At 56.9% G+C, this 20,535-nt stretch carries 18 protein-coding genes; 8 read left to right on the top strand and 10 right to left on the bottom strand.

The window, feature by feature from the left end; all coding sequences use genetic code 11:
- Positions 1 to 7 precede the first annotated feature (7 nt).
- From ABLV11_RS27120 to arsC, 7 genes are all read left to right on the top strand, one after another.
- Positions 8 to 766, top strand: a complete 759-nt coding sequence (locus ABLV11_RS27120; protein WP_064358887.1) for a fimbria/pilus periplasmic chaperone — start codon at positions 8 to 10, stop codon at positions 764 to 766.
- Positions 750 to 3,305, top strand: coding sequence for a fimbrial outer membrane usher protein (locus ABLV11_RS27115; RefSeq protein WP_348856079.1), 2,556 nt, complete (start codon positions 750 to 752; stop codon positions 3,303 to 3,305). The genes ABLV11_RS27120 and ABLV11_RS27115 overlap by 17 nt, the downstream gene beginning before the upstream one ends.
- A 4-nt stretch (positions 3,306 to 3,309) precedes the next feature.
- Positions 3,310 to 4,644 carry a fimbrial usher protein StbD gene (gene stbD, locus ABLV11_RS27110; RefSeq protein ID WP_126489536.1) on the top strand — a complete coding sequence of 445 codons (1,335 nt, stop codon included), beginning with the start codon at positions 3,310 to 3,312 and terminating at the stop codon, positions 4,642 to 4,644.
- The gene (locus ABLV11_RS27105; RefSeq protein ID WP_126489535.1) at positions 4,610 to 5,344 is read left to right on the top strand and encodes a fimbrial assembly chaperone; all 735 of its coding nucleotides are present in this window, start codon (positions 4,610 to 4,612) and stop codon (positions 5,342 to 5,344) included. The genes stbD and ABLV11_RS27105 overlap by 35 nt, the downstream gene beginning before the upstream one ends.
- A 252-nt stretch (positions 5,345 to 5,596) precedes the next feature.
- The gene (locus ABLV11_RS27100; RefSeq protein ID WP_023321595.1) at positions 5,597 to 5,947 is read left to right on the top strand and encodes a transcriptional regulator; all 351 of its coding nucleotides are present in this window, start codon (positions 5,597 to 5,599) and stop codon (positions 5,945 to 5,947) included.
- A gap of 51 nt (positions 5,948 to 5,998) precedes the next feature.
- Positions 5,999 to 7,291, top strand: coding sequence for an arsenite efflux transporter membrane subunit ArsB (gene arsB / locus ABLV11_RS27095; protein WP_049593599.1), 1,293 nt, complete (start codon positions 5,999 to 6,001; stop codon positions 7,289 to 7,291).
- Positions 7,292 to 7,304: 13 nt separating this feature from the next.
- Positions 7,305 to 7,730, top strand: a complete 426-nt coding sequence (gene arsC, locus ABLV11_RS27090) for a glutaredoxin-dependent arsenate reductase (RefSeq protein ID WP_024274677.1) — start codon at positions 7,305 to 7,307, stop codon at positions 7,728 to 7,730.
- Positions 7,731 to 7,764: 34 nt separating this feature from the next.
- Here arsC and ABLV11_RS27085 read toward each other — a convergent pair whose 3' ends face one another.
- Positions 7,765 to 8,301 (bottom strand): GNAT family N-acetyltransferase, encoded by a 537-nt coding sequence (locus tag ABLV11_RS27085; RefSeq protein WP_049593597.1) that lies wholly within the window; start codon positions 8,299 to 8,301, stop codon positions 7,765 to 7,767.
- 176 nt (positions 8,302 to 8,477) lie between these two features.
- On the bottom strand, positions 8,478 to 9,737 hold the full coding sequence (locus ABLV11_RS27080) for an MFS transporter (protein WP_126489534.1): 1,260 nt from the start codon (positions 9,735 to 9,737) through the stop codon (positions 8,478 to 8,480).
- A 214-nt stretch (positions 9,738 to 9,951) separates the two neighbouring features.
- Here ABLV11_RS27080 and ABLV11_RS27075 point away from each other — a divergent pair, with 214 nt between their 5' ends.
- Positions 9,952 to 10,464, top strand: a complete 513-nt coding sequence (locus tag ABLV11_RS27075; RefSeq protein ID WP_047720699.1) for an AAA family ATPase — start codon at positions 9,952 to 9,954, stop codon at positions 10,462 to 10,464.
- Positions 10,465 to 10,522: 58 nt separating this feature from the next.
- On the opposite strand, the gene ABLV11_RS27070 is transcribed toward ABLV11_RS27075, so the two are convergent.
- The 8 genes from ABLV11_RS27070 to ABLV11_RS27035 all read right to left on the bottom strand — a co-directional run bounded on the left by ABLV11_RS27070 (position 10,523) and on the right by ABLV11_RS27035 (position 20,526).
- Positions 10,523 to 10,963 carry a nucleoside 2-deoxyribosyltransferase gene (locus ABLV11_RS27070; protein WP_126489533.1) on the bottom strand — a complete coding sequence of 147 codons (441 nt, stop codon included), beginning with the start codon at positions 10,961 to 10,963 and terminating at the stop codon, positions 10,523 to 10,525.
- Between the two features lie 200 nt (positions 10,964 to 11,163).
- Complete coding sequence (locus ABLV11_RS27065) at positions 11,164 to 12,813, bottom strand: OFA family MFS transporter (protein WP_047720700.1); 1,650 nt, start codon at positions 12,811 to 12,813, stop codon at positions 11,164 to 11,166.
- Positions 12,814 to 13,180: 367 nt separating this feature from the next.
- Positions 13,181 to 14,338, bottom strand: a complete 1,158-nt coding sequence (locus tag ABLV11_RS27060) for a sugar diacid recognition domain-containing protein (RefSeq protein ID WP_004105443.1) — start codon at positions 14,336 to 14,338, stop codon at positions 13,181 to 13,183.
- Entirely contained in the window at positions 14,335 to 15,510 is a 1,176-nt protein-coding gene (locus tag ABLV11_RS27055; protein WP_126489532.1) for a glycerate kinase, read from the bottom strand. The genes ABLV11_RS27060 and ABLV11_RS27055 overlap by 4 nt, the downstream gene beginning before the upstream one ends.
- A gap of 13 nt (positions 15,511 to 15,523) precedes the next feature.
- Positions 15,524 to 16,894 carry an MFS transporter gene (locus ABLV11_RS27050; protein WP_023321586.1) on the bottom strand — a complete coding sequence of 457 codons (1,371 nt, stop codon included), beginning with the start codon at positions 16,892 to 16,894 and terminating at the stop codon, positions 15,524 to 15,526.
- Between the two features lie 76 nt (positions 16,895 to 16,970).
- Positions 16,971 to 17,849 (bottom strand): SMP-30/gluconolactonase/LRE family protein, encoded by an 879-nt coding sequence (locus ABLV11_RS27045; protein WP_004115225.1) that lies wholly within the window; start codon positions 17,847 to 17,849, stop codon positions 16,971 to 16,973.
- Between the two features lie 13 nt (positions 17,850 to 17,862).
- Positions 17,863 to 19,200, bottom strand: coding sequence for an MFS transporter (locus tag ABLV11_RS27040; protein ID WP_126489531.1), 1,338 nt, complete (start codon positions 19,198 to 19,200; stop codon positions 17,863 to 17,865).
- Positions 19,201 to 19,335: 135 nt separating this feature from the next.
- Positions 19,336 to 20,526, bottom strand: coding sequence for a thiolase family protein (locus tag ABLV11_RS27035; RefSeq protein WP_004105426.1), 1,191 nt, complete (start codon positions 20,524 to 20,526; stop codon positions 19,336 to 19,338).
- Positions 20,527 to 20,535: the final 9 nt, after the last annotated feature.

The following is a 20,535-nucleotide window of genomic DNA, read 5'->3' as shown; positions in this document are numbered from 1 at the left end:
TGTTGCAATGAAAAAGGATGCTACCCGTTCAGGGCTGCGCTATCTGATGGCGCTGCTACTCCTGTTTCTTCCCGCTGCCGCGGCATGGGCCAGCGTCACCATTGTAGGCAGTCGGATTATCTACCCGTCGACCGTACCCTCTGTCGATGTACAGCTAAAAAATAACGATGACTTTCCCTATGTCGTACAAACCTGGTTTGACGATGGCGATATGCGTATTGGGCCAGAGAACGCGAGTGGCATTCCTTTTATCTCGACGCCGCCGGTATTTCGTATCCAGCCAAAAGCAGGCCAGGTGGTGCGCGTGGTGTATAGCCAGCGTAAAGCGCTGCCGCCCGATCGTGAATCTGTCTTCTGGTTCAATGCATTGCAGGTACCGCCGGCCAATATCGGCGGCCGTCAGCAGAATAAAGTGCTGGTGATGTTACGGACGCGGATCAAACTTTTTTACAGGCCGGAAGGGATTGGTTCACCGGGCAATCTGGCTAAAAAGCTGCACGTTACCGTAGTGCGTAATGCCCGAAAAGGTGCCGGTATTGTTATCAGCAACCCGCAGCCCTGGTATGCATCCCTCAGCAACCTGAGCGTGACGGCAAGCGGCGTATCACGTCAGCTTAATGTCGAAATGGTTCCACCTTTCTCCAGCCGTACTTTCTGGATACCTGGAAAATTCAGCGCCAACTCGCTTAACGGTACCGTCACCGTGACGTTGGTTAACGACCAGGGTGCAAGGATAAGCGAGCGTTATCATGTCGCCGAAGGTTAAATTCTGTCGCAAAAATATCTTCGTTTTCTTAGCCGTAGCCTGCTCCGGTCAGGCTTTTGGCGAAGAATACTATTTTGATCCTTCTCTGCTGCAGGGGACGGCTTACGGGCAAGGTATGGCGAGCGTTAACGGACCCGATACGCCCGCCGGAGAGTATCTGGTTGACGTTATGGTCAATGGCTCGCTGCTAAAATCCGGCGTAAAGATCCGCTTTACTCCAGCTAATGGCGAACAACGCACGGAGCCCAGCCTTCCGTTATCGCTGATGCAGGCCGCTCGGGTAAAATCGCTCCCGGACAAAGCGCCTCAAAATAGCTGTCGTCCGCTCAGGGAATGGGTATCCCAGGGCGAATGGCAATTTGATAGCGCGATGCTACAGCTCCGGCTTACGCTGCCGATGAGCGAGCTGATACACAGGCCGCGCGGCTATCTTCCGCCTTCGCAGTGGGACAGCGGCGCGCTGGCTCTGTTTTTACGCCATAACACCAACTGGACCCACACGGACAACACCCGCCAGCACTTCCGCTACCAGTATTTGTGGAGCGGGATCAACGCTGGCAGCAACATTGGACTGTGGCAGCTCCGCCATCAGGGTAACCTGCGCTATGCCGACAGCAACCAGAGCGGTAGCGACTGGCATTACAATCGCGTACGCAGTTGGGTGCAGCGACCACTCGCCGCAATCGACAGCATCCTGACGTTTGGCGATAACTACACTGACTCCAGTTTATTCGGCAGCCTGTCGTTTAATGGTATGAAACTCGCCACGGATGAGCGCATGTGGCCGCAGGGCAAACGCGGCTATGCGCCAGAGGTACGCGGCGTGGCGGCAAGCAGCGCGCGGGTGGTCGTCAAACAGCTGGGCAAAGTTATCTATGAAACCCATGTTCCGCCCGGACCGTTCGCTATTGACGATCTTTACAACACCCGCTATCAGGGTGATTTGCAGGTTGAAGTGATTGAGGCTAACGGAAAAGTATCGCGCTTTACCGTGCCCTATTCTGCGGTTCCCGACTCGGTGCGACCAGGCAACTGGCACTACTCTTTTGCTGTTGGCAAGGTCCGCCAGTACTACCGCATCGACAACCGCTTCCTTGAGGGGACGCTGCAGCACGGGGTAAATAATAATCTCACTCTTAACCTCGGATCGCGGTTGGCGCATGATTATCAGGCCTGGCTGATCGGCGGCGTATGGGCGACCCGCCTTGGCGCATTCGGCATGAACGCCACCTGGTCTGGTGCGCGAGTGGAGCATAATGACCGTCAGCAGGGCTGGCGAGCGGAGCTGAGCTATAGCAAGACCTTTTCCACAGGCACTAATCTGGTGCTGGCGGCCTATCGCTACTCAACCGGTGGATTCCGCGATTTGGAAGATGTATTTGGCGTACGCCGACAGGCGCAAAACGGCATTGATTACTACTCCGACACGCTGCATCAACGTCAACGCCTTTCGGCGACCGTCAGCCAGCCCTTAGGCCATTCAGGTACGCTCAATCTCAGCGCCAGTACCGCCGATTACTACAATAATCAGTCGCGGATCACGCAGCTGCAGCTCGGCTACAGCAACCAGTGGCGAAAAATGAGTTATGGATTTAACCTCGCCAGGCAGCGTTCCACCTGGGACTATGGCCGCTTCTACCGCAGCGTTAACGAACCGCAGGATCTGAGCCAGCGGCAAAAATATACCGAGACGACGCTGTCTTTTACTCTCTCCATTCCATTTGACTGGGGCGATAGCCCGACATCCGTAGCGATGAACTATAACCAGTCGCGCGCGAATCACTCTTCAACCCTGTCGATGACCGGGACCCGTGGCGAGCAGAGCGAACTCTCCTGGTCTGTTTATGGCGGCTATGAGCGCTATCGCAATGGGGACGAAGGGGCATCGACGACTTTCGGCGGTAATCTCCAGCAAAACACCCGTTTTGGCGCGCTGCGTGCGGGCTACGACCAGGGAAAGGACTATCGGCAGGTGGCGCTGGGCTCCTCCGGGACCCTGGTGCTGCATTCCGGTGGCGTGACGCTCGGTCCTTACGCCAGCGACACCTTTGCATTAATTCACGCCGATGGCGCGCAGGGCGCAGTCGTCCAGAACGGTCAGGGGGCGGTAATCGACAGTTTCGGTTACGCCATTTTACCTGCGCTATCTCCGTATCGTCGCAACAACGTCTCACTCGATACTCGCCAGATGCGCAGCGATGCTGAACTGACGGGGGGAAGCCAACAAGTTGTTCCCTATGCCGGCGCGATCGCGCGGGTGAACTTCTCCACGATTACCGGCAAAGCGGTGCTTATCGCGGTGAAAATGGCGGATGGCGGCATCCCGCCGATGGGGGCCGAGGTCATTAACAGCGAAGGGGCCGTCATTGGGATGGTCGGGCAGGGTGGGCAGGTTTATGCCCGTATCAGCACTCCCTCAGGCTCATTGCTGGTGCGTTGGGGAAAAGGGACCGATCGACGTTGCCATGTGCCCTACCAGTTCGATCTACATTCGCCTGAAAACGTGATTTATCTTACAACGACCTGCGAGAGGGAATAGTCTCATGTGTTATCTTCGCCAAACGCTGCTACTTGCTGCTACCCTGCTTTTCAGCACCGCGTCCTGGGCTAACTGCGTTAAAGTGACGGATAATAGTTTCCTTTCGGAGGCGGCGATTAAAGCAGGCTATACCGCGCGCTTCTGGCGCGGCGCCTTTGATGACAATATCGGTCATCTTGGTCTGCCGTCAGTCATTAGCGTTAGCGCGAATAATAAGTTCCAGCCTTCCGGCACCGTGCTTGCCAGTACGGTGGGTAATTTCCTCACTGCAGGCGTTCAGACGCCCTATACGGCAAAGCAGGTGCTTTACCGCTGTGATTTGCAGGACGCCGGGAAGCTGTATGAACTGTATTCAACCAACGGCGATAACTACTTTGTTGGCGGGCGTCGGGCGAAAGAAGTGGAGGGAGCCTACTATGACGCGGAACGTAACGTCGCGGTACGCATGACGAATCTGAGTACCGGCGAATACTATAGCCGCTTCTGGAAGCAGCGCCAGCTCACTGCGGATAGTTGGTTTCAGGACGATCGCGCAATTTATATTCCCGCAGGCGCATTTAGTAATGTCCTGTATGAGATGCTTAAAATCGCCGCCTCGGATCAATATATTTTTAACGACAGAATTAACAAAGACACCTATAACCAGCCGCGCGGTTATATCGCATTCAAGGGGCCTGGCTTACTGACCTCCGCTATTCAACCCGGTATGGATCATGCTTCAAGTTATTATGGTTGGCCCGAATCCTGGCCCGGTGCGTGGAGTAGCTACAATCAGGTCACCTATATTCGCGGCGCGGCCTGCTCCATTGAAGATTATCCCGCGACGGTGCTGCTTCCTACCATTACAGCGGAGGCGCTCTCTTCTGGCGAAAGCAGCGAAGCGCCTTTCAGCATAACGCTGGAGTGCGAAGCTGGCGCGATGTCCTCGACTCATCCCACCACTAGTGTCGCTAACGTAGCCATGGGTTTTTTAGTCAATCAGCCTGGCGCCGTGGCCGCCGCGCGCCGCCTTGGCCTGACGACCACCGGCGGTGGATTGACCTGGCTAATGGACACGCATTATGGCGGACAGGGCGTGGCTTCCGGAGTAGGAATACGGATTTACGATGAGGGCGGTGCGCCGCTTAACCTTTTGCCGGACAAAGTGAGTACCGGGACGGGCAACGCCCGTGGCTGGTATGGATATAAAGAGCTCACCGTACTAACGAGCAAAAAAGACCGCGGTTCGGTAGAGGTCTGGCATGGTGATTTTACTGCCTCCCTTGAGGCGCTCGGTGGACAACCGGTAACGGTAGGGAGCGTGGATGCGCAGTTACAGGCAGTGGTTAGTTTTCAGTAAGGCGGCGTTAGCGCTGCTGTTACTGGCAGGCGTCAATTCCGCGTCGTTTGCTGCGGTTAACGTTGACCGAACCCGGCTCGTATTCGCCGCTAACGATATTGCCCAGTCGCTGACGCTCGCAAACGACAGCGTAACGCCAATGCTGTTACAAGTCTGGACCGATGCCGGAGAGACCGCCTCTTCACCCGATAGTAGCCGTACGCCGCTGGTGGTATTGCCGCCCGTCTTTAAAATGCAGCCGGATGAGTTGAGAACACTTCGCGTGATGCTGAGCTCGCGGCGCAGTCTGCCAGAGGATCGGGAGAGCCTATTCTGGCTCAACATTTACCAGATACCGCCCGAACTGAGCGCGACGAAAAGCGCTACCCGCAAGCTAGTGTTACCCCTACGGCTGCGGTTGAAGGTATTTATTCGTCCGACCGGCTTAAAGGCGCCCACCGCCAATGATGAACAGAAACTGCGCTTCAGCATCGCTTCGCAGGGCATCACGATAACCAACCCAACGCCGTGGTATATGAGCCTGACAGTAACGGCAACAAAAGGAATCAGGATCGGTTCCATCATGCTCGCGCCGTATGAGCGGCGGGATGTGGTGCTCTCTCAGGCACCGGCCGTGGGAACGACGGTAAACTATGCGGTGATCAATGACTCCGGAAACTGGCGAACCTATACCGCAACCATTATGGCGAAAGAGAGTTGAACCCTGTTTTTTTACCCCATCCCTCCCCGCGCCGCAGTAACGGATGTTTCCGTCGCGCATCCCTTCCTCACGCCGGCTGCATAAGCGTGACGGCTGTGGTTTAATATTGACCAGGATTGACCCGGGCATCACTTGAGTTGATTCATCCGCCAGGCGTAGCGGTTTCTTTTTTAAACATATATGATTTTTCATATTCAATATTGATATTGCGTTTCCGTGGAGTATCCTGTCCGTCAACGATCGGGAGGAATGATGTCATTAACACCCTTACAGCTTTTCAAAAATCTGTCCGATGAAACCCGTCTGGGTATTGTGCTGATACTTAAGGAGATGGGGGAACTGTGCGTGTGCGATCTCTGCACGGCGCTGGATCAGTCGCAGCCCAAGATCTCCCGCCATCTGGCAATGCTTCGGGCAAGCGGACTGTTGTTGGATCGCAAGCAGGGGAAGTGGGTGCACTATCGTTTATCACCGCATATGCCTGTATGGGCAGCACAGGTCATTGAACAGGCCTGGTTAAGCCAGCGAGAGATAGTACAGGTCATCGCCCGCAAGCTGGCATCAGCAAACTGTTCAGGAAGCGGTAAAGCGGTTTGTCTTTAAAATTTGCCGTAACATATATGTTTTTTCAAATGTGATTTTCAGGGAGGGGGTATGCTACTGGCAGGTGCTATTTTTATCCTGACCATTATTCTGGTTATCTGGCAGCCGAAGGGGCTGGGCATCGGCTGGAGCGCGACGCTTGGCGCAGTACTGGCTTTGATATCTGGCGTTGTGCATGTGGGGGATATTCCGGTGGTGTGGAATATCGTCTGGAACGCGACGGCGACCTTTATTGCGGTGATTATTATCAGCCTGTTGCTCGACGAGTCCGGCTTTTTTGAATGGGCGGCGCTGCATGTCTCTCGTTGGGGAAACGGTCGTGGCCGTTTGCTGTTTACCTGGATCGTTCTGCTCGGCGCTGCGGTGGCGGCGCTGTTTGCTAACGATGGTGCGGCACTGATTCTGACTCCCATTGTCATCGCCATGTTGCTGGCATTAGGATTCAGCAAGGGGACGACGCTGGCCTTCGTGATGGCTGCCGGATTTATTGCCGATACGGCCAGCCTGCCGCTTATTGTGTCTAATCTGGTGAACATCGTATCGGCAGATTTCTTTAGTCTGGGATTCACCGAATATGCCTCGGTGATGGTGCCGGTGGATATTGCTGCTATTATCGCCACGCTGGTGATGCTGCATCTGTTCTTCCGCAAAGATATCCCGCCGACTTACGATCTGGCTCTCCTGAAGGCACCTGAAAAAGCAGTAAAAGATCCGGCTACGTTCCGCACCGGCTGGATTGTTTTGATTCTTCTGCTGGTCGGTTTTTTCGTCCTCGAGCCTCTCGGGATTCCCGTTAGCGCAATTGCGGCAGTTGGGGCGGTAATACTGTTTACCGTGGCGAAACGAGGTCATGCCATTAACACCGGTAAAGTGCTGCGTGGCGCACCCTGGCAGATCGTCATCTTCTCACTGGGGATGTACCTGGTGGTCTACGGTCTGCGCAACGCCGGGCTAACCGAATACCTTTCAGGGGGGCTAAACGTACTGGCGGATAAAGGACTCTGGGCCGCGACGCTGGGTACTGGCTTCCTGATGGCTTTCCTGTCTTCGATCATGAACAACATGCCTTCCGTGCTGGTTGGTGCGCTCTCTATCGATGGAAGCACCGCAACCGGCGTTATTAAAGAGGCAATGATCTACGCCAACGTGATTGGCTGCGATCTGGGTCCGAAAATTACGCCGATCGGTAGCCTGGCAACGCTGCTCTGGCTGCACGTACTTTCACAGAAGAATATGACCATCACCTGGGGCTACTATTTCCGCACCGGGATCGTTATGACTCTGCCTGTGCTGTTTGTCACGCTGGCCGCGCTGGCGCTACGTCTCTCTTTCACTTTGTCATGAGATACTGCTATCTATGAGCAACATCACCATTTATCACAACCCGGCCTGCGGCACCTCGCGTAATACGCTGGAGATGATCCGCAATAGCGGTACTGAACCCACCGTTATTCATTACCTTGAAAATCCACCGTCACGCGATGAATTGGTCAAACTCATTGCCGACATGGGGATCGCGGTGCGGGCGCTGCTGCGTAAAAATGTTGAGCCTTATGAAGAACTGGGCCTCGCAGAAGATAGATTTACTGACGATCGGTTAATCGACTTTATGCTGCAGCATCCGATCCTGATTAACCGCCCGATTGTGGTGACACCGTTGGGAACGCGTCTGTGCCGTCCTTCTGAAGTTGTTCTGGATATTCTTCCCGATGCCCAGCAAGGCGCTTTCGCTAAGGAAGATGGCGAGAAAGTCGTTGATGACGCGGGTAAACGGCTGAAATAAATATCAAGGGGGTGAATGCCCCCTTATTCCTGCCTCAGAGCGTAAGGTCTGAATCTTCTGGCTGAGTACTGTTCCCTTCACCCAGAATGCGCTGCAGGAAAACCGTGTCCAGCCAGCGGCCATGTTTGAAACCAATATCTTTCAGAGTGCCTATTTCAGTAAATCCTGCGCGGACATGCAGCGCAATGGAAGCCACATTAGCGCTGTCACCCACAACCGCAATCATCTGACGATATCCCTGGGACTGTGCCCAGGTGACGGCTCGATCGAGCAGCGCTTTTCCGATGCCCTGTCGCTGATAACGCGGATCAATGTATATCGAGTTTTCAACCGTAAACCGGTAGGCATGGCGTTCGCGGTAACGAGAAAGATAACAGTAGCCGATGACCGTATCGCCCTTGAGGGCGATATACCATGGAAACCCATGAGACTGAACGCGACTCAGTCGGTTCAGCATCTCCTGCGTATCCGGAGGTTCGGTTTCAAAGCTACCTGTACCTTGCAGAACATGGTGAGCATAAATATTGCGTATCGCGGTAATGTGCTGTTCTTCAGCATGAATAATGTGCATCGTATCGCTCCGTTAACTCTGGTTGACAGTGTACCGGAGTGAGTCATGAGCGGATCGAGACTTAATTTATAAATTGTATAAGAGAAACTTAGAGGAGCGAAGTTGCACCGCCGCCCTGCGGGGTCTTCGTTGCTCTGGACATGAATGCCACCACCACTGATGAGAGAGGGCTATCTCTAAACGTTGTCATGGAGGTGACGATTATCTGTTGATGCCTCCTGATGCCGCTTACGCAGTTTCAGCAGCCGGGAAACCAGTATTACCACGGCGAGACCGGCCATCAGCGCCGCGCAGTGGAAGGCGATTCTGCCACCGGCATGGAAGTAGATCCAACGGGTTGCCTCAATGGAAGCGGCAAACGCGCTCAGGGCCAGAATATTCAGCGTGGCGGACACGGTGCCTTTTGGCAGATGATGGGAAAAGAGCGTGAAGCGGAACAGCACCGGGTAAAGTAGCCCAATCCCCAGCGCATAAATGCTGGTACCCAGCACCGACCAGAACCAGACATGCGGCCACATAAGATTACCGGCCAGCAGGATCAGCAGGCCGGTCAGCTGTATCGGAACGGTACGCCAGATAAAGCGCGGCGAAGTGGGGTCTTTTACCACGTTCGCCACGATCGCGCTGGCGATAATCAGCCCACTGAACACCGGCACCTGAGTCCAGGCATATGCCGCGGGAGACATGCCGCCGTGCTCAATCAGAATCACCGGAGAGAGCGCCACCCAGGTGATCATCGGCACATTGCCAAAGGCCACCGCCAGCGAACCTGTCAGCACCACGGGATGACGAAACGCCGCGATGAAATCAGCCAGCACTTCCCCCGGTTTAAATCCCCGCCCCTGAGAGATAACGGTTTCCGGCATCTTAAAAAGCAGCAGGGCCCAGGCCACCAGGCCCAGCGCGCCAATAATGGCAAACAGCAGTTTCCAGTGCATCACCGTCATTAGCGCCGCGCCGGCCAGCGGTCCGATAACCGGCGCAAGCAGGACGATAGAGGTCAGCGCAGCCATGATTCTGATTGAATCGGTTTCCCCAAACGCTTCCTGAATCGACACATAGCCCACGGTCGAGATAAAACAGATGCTGGTTCCCTGGATAAAGCGGGCGACGAAGTATTGCGCGATCGAAGCGACAAACAGCATGCTCAGGCAGGAGAGAGCAAAAACCAGGGCGCCGGTGAGCAGAACGGGGCGGCGGCCGATACGATCTGACAGAGGGCCCAGCAGCCACTGCAGCGCCAGGCCTCCAGCCATATACAGGCTGACCGATGCCGGAGCAAGGGTGACATCAGCCTGAAGCTCGTTGATGATATGAATAATGCCTGGCTGAATAAGATCCGTGGTCAGGTAAGCCGAAAAATCATAAATAATCATCGCCAGCGGAAACAACATGACGCTGCCGTACTGGATTAAACGCCGTGGCGGGGTATTCATGCGGGCTCCGGGGAATCTGCCATCCTGCATCTTAGTATCTGTAAACCAACTCAACCGACCCTAAACGGAGATAAAATAATCATGTTTTTTGTGTGGTTTTTTGGCCTTATACCACGTGCGCGCATCAGCGCTGGACGTGAGGCAATCGGCGCTCTATTGTCATCAACGTGCGGAAGTTGTCATTCATTAAAGGCTCTTGAATAACGGGATATCTATGTTACTGATCTTTGGCGGCCTGCCCGGTACCGGGAAATCAACCATTGCTCGCCTGCTGGCCGCCAGGCTGGGGGCCGTCTGGTTACGAATCGATTCGATTGAGCAGGCGCTGATCCGCGCCGAAACCGTCACCCGGCACGATATAGGACCGGCCGGATATCTGGCGGCCTACGCCATTGCTGCGGATAACCTCAGGCTGGGCAACGTGGTGATTGCCGATGCGGTGAATCCCATCGCCATTACCCGCCAGGCCTGGAGAGAGGTCGCGACCGAGAATGCCGCGCCTTATCTGGAGATAGAAGTGACCTGCTCCGACCAAACGCAGCATCGGGATCGCGTGGAAAACCGCGCAGCGGACATTCGCGGCCATATCCTGCCGGACTGGCAAAAGGTCATCACCCGTGATTACGAACCCTGGCATTCTGCCAGCCTGGTGCTGGATACCTCAGTACTGAGCGCCGAAGAGGCGGTAGAGCGGATCGTTGCGCATATTGAGTCGCACCGCCGGTAAGACTATGAATACTCCCCTGGCGAGGGAAAAAAGCGGTCGCTCAGACGACCGCGTGGTATCAGAAAACGTCGCCGGTAAAGATATTCTTTTTCAGTTGAGTAAAGTCGTAAGTCGCCAGCTCTTCAGCGCTTTGGGTATAGTAAGTCAGACTTTCTGAAATCATCAGGTTAAGCTTATTCCCTTTTTCCTGAACGATAATCAACGGCTTTTTAAACGCGTGGGCATAGCCGATTTCGTACGCCGTATCGCTATCGACGTGATCGTCAAAGAAATCAACAACGGCAACCACCACCGTGGCTTCGTCAAGATGCTTGATATCGTTCTTAAAGATGAAATCGCGCCAGGGTAAAGTGCCGTATTCCAGATTCTCCGCATCGGCCAGGCGCGGTGAGAAAAATTTATCTACCGTTTTATTGACGGTCAGCGCCTGTTCGACGCGCTGGACGCGATCAACCTGGTCGTCGCTGAAAAAAGGACTCGCAATATAAATATTTACCATCAATCGATTCTCCTGAAGATTCATTGAAAGCTGCAGTCGACCGGTAAAAGTTCGCCTGACAGTCTTCTTCCCTGATAGGCAGTTAGTCTATTCACCTGAGTCGTTAGAATAACTTTATCGATGGATGCTGACTATGTTACGTGCGGCAAAGTGCGCTTTCTCTCGTCTGGCCGATGCCGCCCGGCATCGGCGGCAAGACTTTACATAAAGAACTTCACGGCCTGCTGGAGGGTGGTGCCGACGCCCCATAAAAGCGGCACGCTCACCGCTAACCAGCTTACGGTTAACAGCAGCGTGGACGGGCGGGCCTCCCACGTGAGCTGAGCATCCTTATTGATGGTATACAGACCTTTCGCCTGCTGCTGCTGTTCCGCGGTCATCGCATGCTCTTCCGTCAGCGGACGCACCAGCTGATTACAGATAAAACCCAACACCAGCAGGCCGGTCAGGACCATCAGCGTTATATCGTAGACGCGCTCGGGCGGGACCCCGTGCGTCAGCTGATACTCGCGCAGATAGTTCACCAGAACCGGGCCGCTGATCCCCGCCGCCGACCAGGCGGTTAACAAGCGTCCATGAATCGCGCCCACCATTTGTGAGCCAAAGACATCAGCCAGATAGGCGGGAATACTGGCAAAACCTCCGCCGTACATCGAAATGATAATGCACATCGCGCAGACATAAAGCGCGATATAGCCGCCGTGATTCACCAGCGGCAACGTCCCGTACAGCACGGCGCCCAGGCAGAAAATGATCGCAAAGGTCATTTTTCGCCCGCACAGATCGGATACCGATGCCCAGAAAAACCGTCCCAGGATGTTAAACAGGCTGAGCAGGCCGGTAAATCCTGCGGCCATGGTAGCAATGCGTTTCAGCTGCTCGCCGTTCAGCTCATGCCAGCTGAGATCGAGCGACAGCAGTTTGCCGGCAAAGATCTCCTGCAGCATCGGCGAAGCCATACCGAGAATACCGATCCCCGCGGTGACGTTGAGCCATAGCACCATCCACAGCAGCCAGAACTGTGGGGTACGGCAGGCGACGCGGACGTGCACCTGGATCGTGGGATTATTGCGGATCGTTTTTTGCGCCTTCTCGCCCGAAGGGTGCCAGCCCATGGGCGGCAGGCGATAGCCAAAGGTACCGGCAAGCATAAATAGCGCATAAATCGCCGCCAGCGCCAGAATGCTTTGCCATACCCCGTTGCCGGTCGGACCGGCGAAGTAATTCATCAGACCATTTGCCAGCGGCGCCCCCACCAGCGCTCCCCCGCCAAAACCCATGATCGCCATCCCGGCCGCCATTCCGCGCTTGTCAGGGAACCAGCGCAACAGCGTCGAAACCGGTGAAATATAGCCCAGTCCGAGACCGATTCCGCCGATGACCCCGGCCCCCAGCCACAGCAACCATAGCTGATGGAAATAGATGGCGACGCTGGATAGCAGCAGGCCGCCGCACCAGCATAAGGTGGCAATAAAGCTCACCAGCCGCGGTCCAACCTTCTCAAGCCAGCTGCCCCACAGCGCCGCCGAACAGCCGAGAAAAACAAAAAACAGCGTGTAGGTCCAGCCGAGCATGGAGATTTTCCAGTCGCAATCGCGGGTAAACAGCTGCTGCCAGAACGACATATTGACGGGGCATTGAAGGGACTCGCTTCCTCCTATGAGCTGCGACATAGGCAGCCAGTAAACGGAAAACCCATAGGCCATACCTATGCAGAGATGAACGGCCAGTGCGGCCGGTGGCACCAGCCAGCGGTTAAAACCGGGCCTGGCGATGATACGTGGTTTCGCGAAAAAATCGCGTAGGGGAGAGACCGGTGCGGTCGCGATGTTTTCATTCATTTGCGCCATTTTCCTGTCCTTTTTATCTACATTGGCCGACGAATGCTGCGGTCGGGGAACGTAGATAAAAGGCAAGAAAGGTGCCATTTGATTAATTTGTGTACAAAAATGGCGACTGAAGCGAGCAAGCTTCGCTGAAGGGATGAGGCGAAAAGCCAGCCCTCGGCAACGAAGGCGCCTGTCGGGATAAAATCGCCGGGCGCGCTATTATTTTGATAAATGTCGATCTCAGAGTGATACGCGGTGCGAGGTGGCGATGGCGCTGAGCGTCTTTGACGTCAGCGCTCTCCTCTGCTGGCCAGCAGAACGCGACCGGCACGGTGTTTGCTGTGAAGGGCGGGCGAGGGCGCGTACCGGCCTGCTCGCCCGGCGCACGTTAGCTTAAGGTATCAATCCATTCGCTCTGGCGCGGGTTCTGCCGACGATAGCAGTGTACCGACACCGCCAGCTGCGTCAGGTCGGTGAAGACCATCGGATCGAGCTGAATATGCTTTTTAATCTGCTGCAGCCGGTAGGTGAGCGTATTGCGATGAATCCCCAACAGCAGCGACGTTTTTCCCGGCTCGGCGTTATTGGCAATAAAGCTGCTGAGGGTATCCAGCAGCACTTCGCCGGAATCATGCTCAAGCAGCTGGCGTACGTTATTGATAAAAAAATTGACCATATAGCTGTCTTCCAGCACCCGGAACAGGCAGAGCATCGCCATTTCGCGAAAGTAGTAGATCTGCCGCTGCGGCTGCACTTTGCTCCCCACCTCAATCACCGAACGGGCGAATCGGATGGCCTCGCGAATATCTGGAGCGCTGTCCGCCTGCACGCCAATGCCGATATGGTAATGGCTGATCTGATTGCTGAGGACAAACTCGATGCCCCGCAGCAGCGTTTCCTGGGATTCGCTCAGCGTATTGAGGATCAGGATCTCATTGCTGCCCAGCAAAATGACGTCTCTTACCCCGGCCAACTGCGAGAATTCTCGCAGCAGCGTACTCAGTATTTCGCTTAGCTGATGCTGTTCAACCTGCACGGTCACCACGACCGGCACCAGCGGCGCATCAAAAGCGAAGCCAAGCTCAACCAGGCGATGAAGCGCTTCCTGTCCGGCGGGCGAAGCGCCTTGATCAAGATATTGACCAAACAGGGTATCGCGCAGACGCTGTCGCCAGTTGGTTTCCCGCATCTCTATGGCCTGGCGGACCAGCAGCTCGGCGGTGAGTACCGCCAGTTCAGCATAGCGGCTGATCGCTGCGGGATCGCCGCTGATGCCCACCACCATCACCACGCGATCGTCATAGATAATGGGATGATTAATACCGGGATGCACATTCTGGAAACGCGCGGCTTCCGCGGTGTTGTTAATACAAATGCGTTTACCGGTGCGTATCACCTCACGGGCGATCTCATGCTGCTCGCCGATACGATGCCGTTCACCTGAGGCAATGATCTGTCCATGATGGTCAATCACGTTCACGTTATGATGAATTATCGCCATTGCCCGGGCGACAATTTCATTAGCCAGCGCCGTCGTAATAATCATACAGTTATCCGCTTATGTGCCTCTCCGCGCCGCCCGCTCAGAAAGGTTCGTAGAACATTCTCCGCTGCGTCGGCGAGGAGCTGTTCGCATGTGTTCATCGACTCCGCCAGCGGCATAGGGCGCTGGCAAATAGACCACATCGCGTCAATATGGTGTTGATACAATTGCCGACTGCTCTCATCGCGTCCGCCGCAAAGGGCCACAACCGGTACGCCGTGGCGCGCCGCTTTGCCCGCCACGCCCACCGGGGCTTTACCAAAGGCGCTCTGACGATCGAGCCAGCCTTCCCCGACGATGGTCAGCGCGGCATCGCTAAGATGGCGGTCGGCGTTAAGCAGTTCCAGCACAAGGTCAATGCCCGGGCGCAGCGTGGCGCCCGCATAAGCGATCAGCGCGGCCCCCATACCGCCCGCGGCCCCGGCGCCGGGCCGTTCGCTGACGTCGTAGCCGAGCGTTTGCGTAAGCTGCCGACTGTAGTGCGCCATACCCGCCTCCAGTTCCCTGAGTGCGGCCTCGTCCGCGCCTTTCTGCGCGCCATACACCCAGGTGGCGCCATCTTCCCCAAGCAGAGGATTCGTGACGTCGCAGGAGGCCTGTATTTCGGCCTGTCGTAAGCGTGGATCCATGGCGCTTAAATCGATGCGCTGAATATGCGCAAGATCCTGACCCGCCGCGGGAACCGGCAGCAGCGTGCCGTCCTCGCGCCAGAAGCGGGCGCCAAGCGCCTGGGCAAAACCGATACCGCCATCGTTGGTCGCGCTGCCGCCCAGCCCGATAATCAAATGCCGACATCCGGCATCCAGCGCCGCTTTTACCTGCTCACCCAGCCCAAAGCTGCTGGCCAGACGCACATCCCGCTGCGCTTTCGGCGTGAGCTCCAGCCCACAGCTTTGCGCCATCTCGATAATGGCCCGTTCGCCGGGCAGGATCAGAAACGCGGCCTCTACGGAGAGACCGTAAGGCGAGGAGCAACGCTGCTGCTGCCACCTTGCGCCCTTCAGCTGCGGACTTTCCGCAAGGGCCGAGAGCAGCCCCTCTCCGCCGTCTGACACGGGCATTTCGACCAGCTCCAGCCCCTCGTCAACCCGGCGCAACCCCTGTGCTACCGCTGCGCAAGCGGCCTGCGCGCTACAGCTACCCTTAAACGAATCCAGCGCGATAACAATCTTCATGCGTTCTCCTGCGTTAATGCGCTTTGCGCGGCGTTTTATCGGTGGTCATGAGCTGCAATAACATCCCCAGCAGCGCGCATCCCGCCATGGTAAAGAAGGCGTAGATATAACCCGCCGGATTTTCCCATCCCCCACCGAACTGGATGAGCCAGCCCATAAGCAATGGCGAAATGCCGCCGCCGATAAACATCGCCGTGGTGATAATGCCGTTGGCGGTAGAGGTGGCGCGTTCTTCGGCGGAGTCCGAAGCCATTGCGTAGTAAATAGGCCACACGGCGTTGGCCACCAGGCCAAAAAATAGCTGAATGGCGATAAGACGCGGCATATTGGTGGCGAAATAGAACAGCGCAATGCCGATACTCATCCACAGACCGCAGACGATCAGAGTACGTTTACGGCCAAAGCTATCGGACAGCCAGGGCCAAATTATCTGGCCCAGGGTACCGGTAAGCGTGAAGATAATACTTAGCCCGGCGGATGCTGCCAGCGACAGGCCGGAGACGTGATAAAGATACGGCGGCAGCACAACGTTAATGCCCATATAGACAATTTGCGTCAGCAGGGTATTGCCCGCCGTTAGCGAAATATTGCGGTTGCGCAGGGTGCGTAAAAAGGTCTTCATCCCTTCGCCTTTGGCAACATGGCTGCTTTCCTGGGTCGCCGGGCGCGTCATCCCCTGGCTATCGATATGCAGATAAAGCGTGTTGATGCGATCGGCGGTGGAATATTTCGCCCAGAAAATCATTAGCGGGATGGCGACGATCAGCGCCAGCAGGAAGCAGTAGCGCCAGCTGCCTTCGCCAAATGCGGAAAGCACCAGACTTGCCACCACGCCGCTCAGCAGCGCGCCAATCGGATAGCCGGTATGATGCACCCCCAGCGCGAAGCCGCGTTTCTCTTTCGGCCACCACTCTGCGGTGTTGCTGACGCCGACGGGCTCGCCCCAGCCGGCCCCGAGGTTGACGCCAACGCGCAGCAGCACAAAGGCCGTCAGCCCGTGGCTGATCGCTTTAATTCCGGAAAGAAAAGAGAGGGCGGTATAGCCCAGCACCAGCGGTACCTGAAAGCGCGCTCGTTTCCAGCCTGAACCGTAGCGATCGCTCCAGATGGAGCCGGGGATATCCAGCACCGCGAGGGCAACCATAATCAGGGCGACGACGTTGCCCCACTGTTCCGGCGAGAGCGAAAACTCTTTAGAGATGACCGGGCCAAGGCGCAGGATCATCTCGCGATCGTAGGCGTTAAGCACCCAGATTAGCCAGCAAACCAGCAGCGAAACCCAGGAGAAACGATGTATCAGCCGCTTTTTTCCACCTTGTTCGCCGGCAGGTGTGTGATTGATTGTTGTCATAGTCGTGTTTACTCCGCGGCGTCGCGACAGCATGATGCGCGCCGCCTGGTGTCAGGGTCAGAGTCAGTTCGCCGGGTATTATTGTTATCGCGGCGAGCCGGAGGTTCGCTTAGCCGGCAAAACGCCGTTCCGCTACGCCGGTCACGCCCAGGTCGTACAGGGCGAACAGGCTGCCGCGCAGCTGATTATCTTCCGGGAAGCGCGGGAGGGGCGGCTGCGCCATTGAGGTGACGTACAGCACGTCGAGGTTTTCGCCGCCGAACATAACGCTGGTCACTTTTTTCACCGGCATCTCAATGATGCGATCGACCTTGCCCTCCGGCGTGTAGCGCACCAGCTTGCCCGCGTAGACCAGCGCGTTCCACAGATAGCCTTCACTGTCCACGGTGGCGCCATCCGCCGCGCCGCCTTCGCTGCTATCGACACGGCAAAAGACTCGTTCTCCGGAGAGATCGCCGGTCGCGGTGTTGTAGTCCCAGGCGCAGATTTCGCCCGTCCAGGTATCGGCAAAATAGAACGTCTCGCCGGAGGGGCTCCAGCAGGGGGCGTTAGAGACAATGATATTTTTCTTCAGCACGTGTAGTGACAGATCGGCGTCCAGGCGATATAGCGCGCCGCTCGGCTCCTCTTCACGCATATCCATCGAACCGAACAGAAAACGTCCCTGACGATCGACTTTGCCGTCGTTGAGCCGGTTAAAGGGCCGGTCCGCTTCCGGATGGTGCAGCAGCGTCAGCTCGCCGCTGGCGAAGTCGAGCAGATGCACGCCATTCTGTAGCGCCACCACCGCGCCTTCGCCGTTCTGGCGCAGGGCGAACGAGCCAATTTTCTGCCGCACGTCCCAGCTCTTAATCGCGCCGCCCTGCGCGTTACAGGCGAACAGGCGCCCGTCGAGGCTGTCCACCCACCAAAGACGCTGCTGTTCGACATCCCAGACCGGGCTTTCGCCGAGTCGAGTTTTTAAATCCAGTAAGACTTCGATGCGCATAAGGACCTCCTGATTACGCTTTTTCGCCGCCGGCTTGTTTTGCCGATGCTCTGCCAGGGGATGACGAACTTTTGATGAACAGAGACACCAGCGCGCCGATGATCAGTAGCGCGACGGCGAACCATAAGCCGGACGTTGCCGCGCCGGTGCGATCCTCAAACGCGCCGAGAATAAACGGCCCGAGAAAGCCCCCGCACAGCCCGAGACAGTTAAGCAGGCCGAAGCTGCCCGCCAGCATATGCCCGCTCATGATCGAGGGGAGCCAGTTAAAAATGATGGATTGCATGGCGAAGAACATGAAGGCGGCCAGCGAGAAGCCAAGCAGCGCCACGCCGTGGCCGGCAATCGCGCCAATCGCCATGCCGGTCGCCATGACCAGATATCCGGCCATCAGCATGCTGCGCGAACGCTGTTCCGTCCGGGCGAAACGCGGCAGCAGGATCCCGCCAGCGGCGGCTGCGATCCACGGGATGGCGGTCAGCAGACCGATCTGCAGCGGAGTAAGCAGGCCCCAGCTACCGATGATCCCCGGCAGGAAATAACTCAGGCCGTAAACCGAAAACTGATGGGTAAAGTAAATCAGCACCAGTAACAAAAACACCCGGGTGGTGAGCGCGGTTTTCAGGGAAAATCGGCTTGGCGTATGGCGCGTCTCCTCGGCTTCTTTCTCCAGTACCGCGTTGATAGCCTGCACGTCGTCGCTGTCCAGCCAGCGGGCGTCGGCCGGTTTATCCGGCAGTCTGCGCCAGACGACGAAAGCCAGCGCTATCGCGGGCAGCCCTTCGATAAAGAACATCCACTGCCAGCCGTGCCAGCCGGACATTCCATCAAGGCTTAATAACAAACCGCCCAGCGGCGCGCCGATAATGTTGGCCAGGCAGACCCCCAGCAGGAACAGACCGGTGGCTTTAGCGCGCTCTTCGCGGCCAAACCAGAGGGTCAGGTAGTAAATAATGCCCGGATAGAGCCCCGCTTCGGCAGCGCCGAGCAAAAGGCGCATCACGTAAAAGGACGTAGGCCCGGTGACAAACGCCATACCGCAGGAGATGATCCCCCAGGTGATCATGATGCGGGCGATCCAGCGCCGCGCGCCAATCCGGGTTAAAAACAGGTTGCTGGGGATCTCCAGCACCGCGTAGGTGAGAAAAAACAACCCGGCCCCGAGGCCGAATGCGGTTGCGGAAAGGCCGATATCCACCGACATGGTCGCTTTCGCCATGCCAATATTGGTGCGATCAATAAAGCTGATGATGTACGCCACGATAAGCAGCGGCATCAAATGGCGGTAGATCTTTTTATGGGTGCGCTGTAGCGGCGTCCCGTTTACCGCCTTTTCATTTATTGCGGACATGGTTATTATTTCCCCGTATTCGTGGTCAGAAGCCTTGCCGGGATCGAGACGATCCCGTTCGTCAGCTCACAGGTTGTCGCCGGGTGCTGACCCGAACGACGCCCGGCCCGAAGCCCCACTTCGGGCCGTCTTTTCCTAAGCGCCTTCGCGCTCGAACAGCATAGAAATCCCCTGGCCGCCGCCGATGCACATGGTGACCAGACCGGTGCGCGCGCCGCTGCGCGCCATTTCATACATCAGTTTGACCGGCAGGATCGCACCGCTGGCGCCCACCGGGTGGCCGAGGGCGATCGCGCCGCCGTTGACGTTAACGCGGGCTGGATCGAGACGCAGATCGTTCATCACCGCCAGCGCCTGGGCGGCGAAGGCCTCATTGAGTTCAATTAAATCGATGGCGTGAACATCCATATTGAGACGATCCATCAGGCGTCGGGTGGCGGGAGAGGGGCCAAACCCCATAATCTCCGCGCCGCAGCCGGCGACCGCCCAGCCGCGAATGCGCATGCGCGGAGTTAAGCCGCGCTGTTCCGCCTGCTGGCGGGTCATCATCACCAGCGCGGCCGCGCCGTCGTTAATGCCGGAGGAGTTGGCCGCCGTCACCACGCCGTCGGCTTTAAATGCCGGACGCAGCGCGGCGAGCTTTTCGCGCGGGGTGTCGCGCGGGTGTTCATCGGTCGCGAACAGGCGGGTCGCTTTTTTGCCGTCCGGCACCTCAAGGGCCAGAATCTGCTCGCGGAAGCGATCCTCAGCGATCGCCTTCAGCGCCTTCTGCTGGCTCGACCAGGCGAAATCGTCCATCGCTTCACGGGTAATACCGAAGCGTTGCGCAACGTTTTCCGCCGTGATGCCGTTGTGATAAGGCCCTTCCGGCCAGGTGAGGATGGAGATCAGTCCATCTTCCAGCTCGCCGTGGCCCATGCGATAGCCATCGCGCGCTTTGCGCAGGTAGTAGGGCAGCTGGGTCATATTTTCTGTTCCGCAGGCGACGACCACCTCGGCCTGGCCGCTTTGCAGCTGCATCATGCCGTCCGCCAGGGCCTGAAGTCCGGAGCCGCACTGGCGGTTAACCGAATACGCGGTGCTCTCCTGCGGGATCCCCGCCCGCAGCTGGCAGATGCGGGCGATAAAACCGCTTTCGGCGATTTGCCCGACGTTGCCGACGATCGTTTCGTCGATATCCTGCGGCGCAAGTCCGGCGCGGGCGATCGCTTCGCGAATGACCGCTGCTCCGAGGTCATGCTGGTGGGTATGCTTAAGACTGCCGTTAAACGTGCCAATAGCGGTACGGACGCCGCTGACAACCACAATATCATTAGCCTGTGTCATCGTTTTTCT

This window comes from Klebsiella sp. GW_Kp181 (assembly GCF_040062315.1).
Taxonomy (GTDB): domain Bacteria; phylum Pseudomonadota; class Gammaproteobacteria; order Enterobacterales; family Enterobacteriaceae; genus Klebsiella; species Klebsiella oxytoca.
Note: the sequence above shows the minus strand (reverse complement) of the source record. Positions and strands in the feature narration are given on the sequence as shown.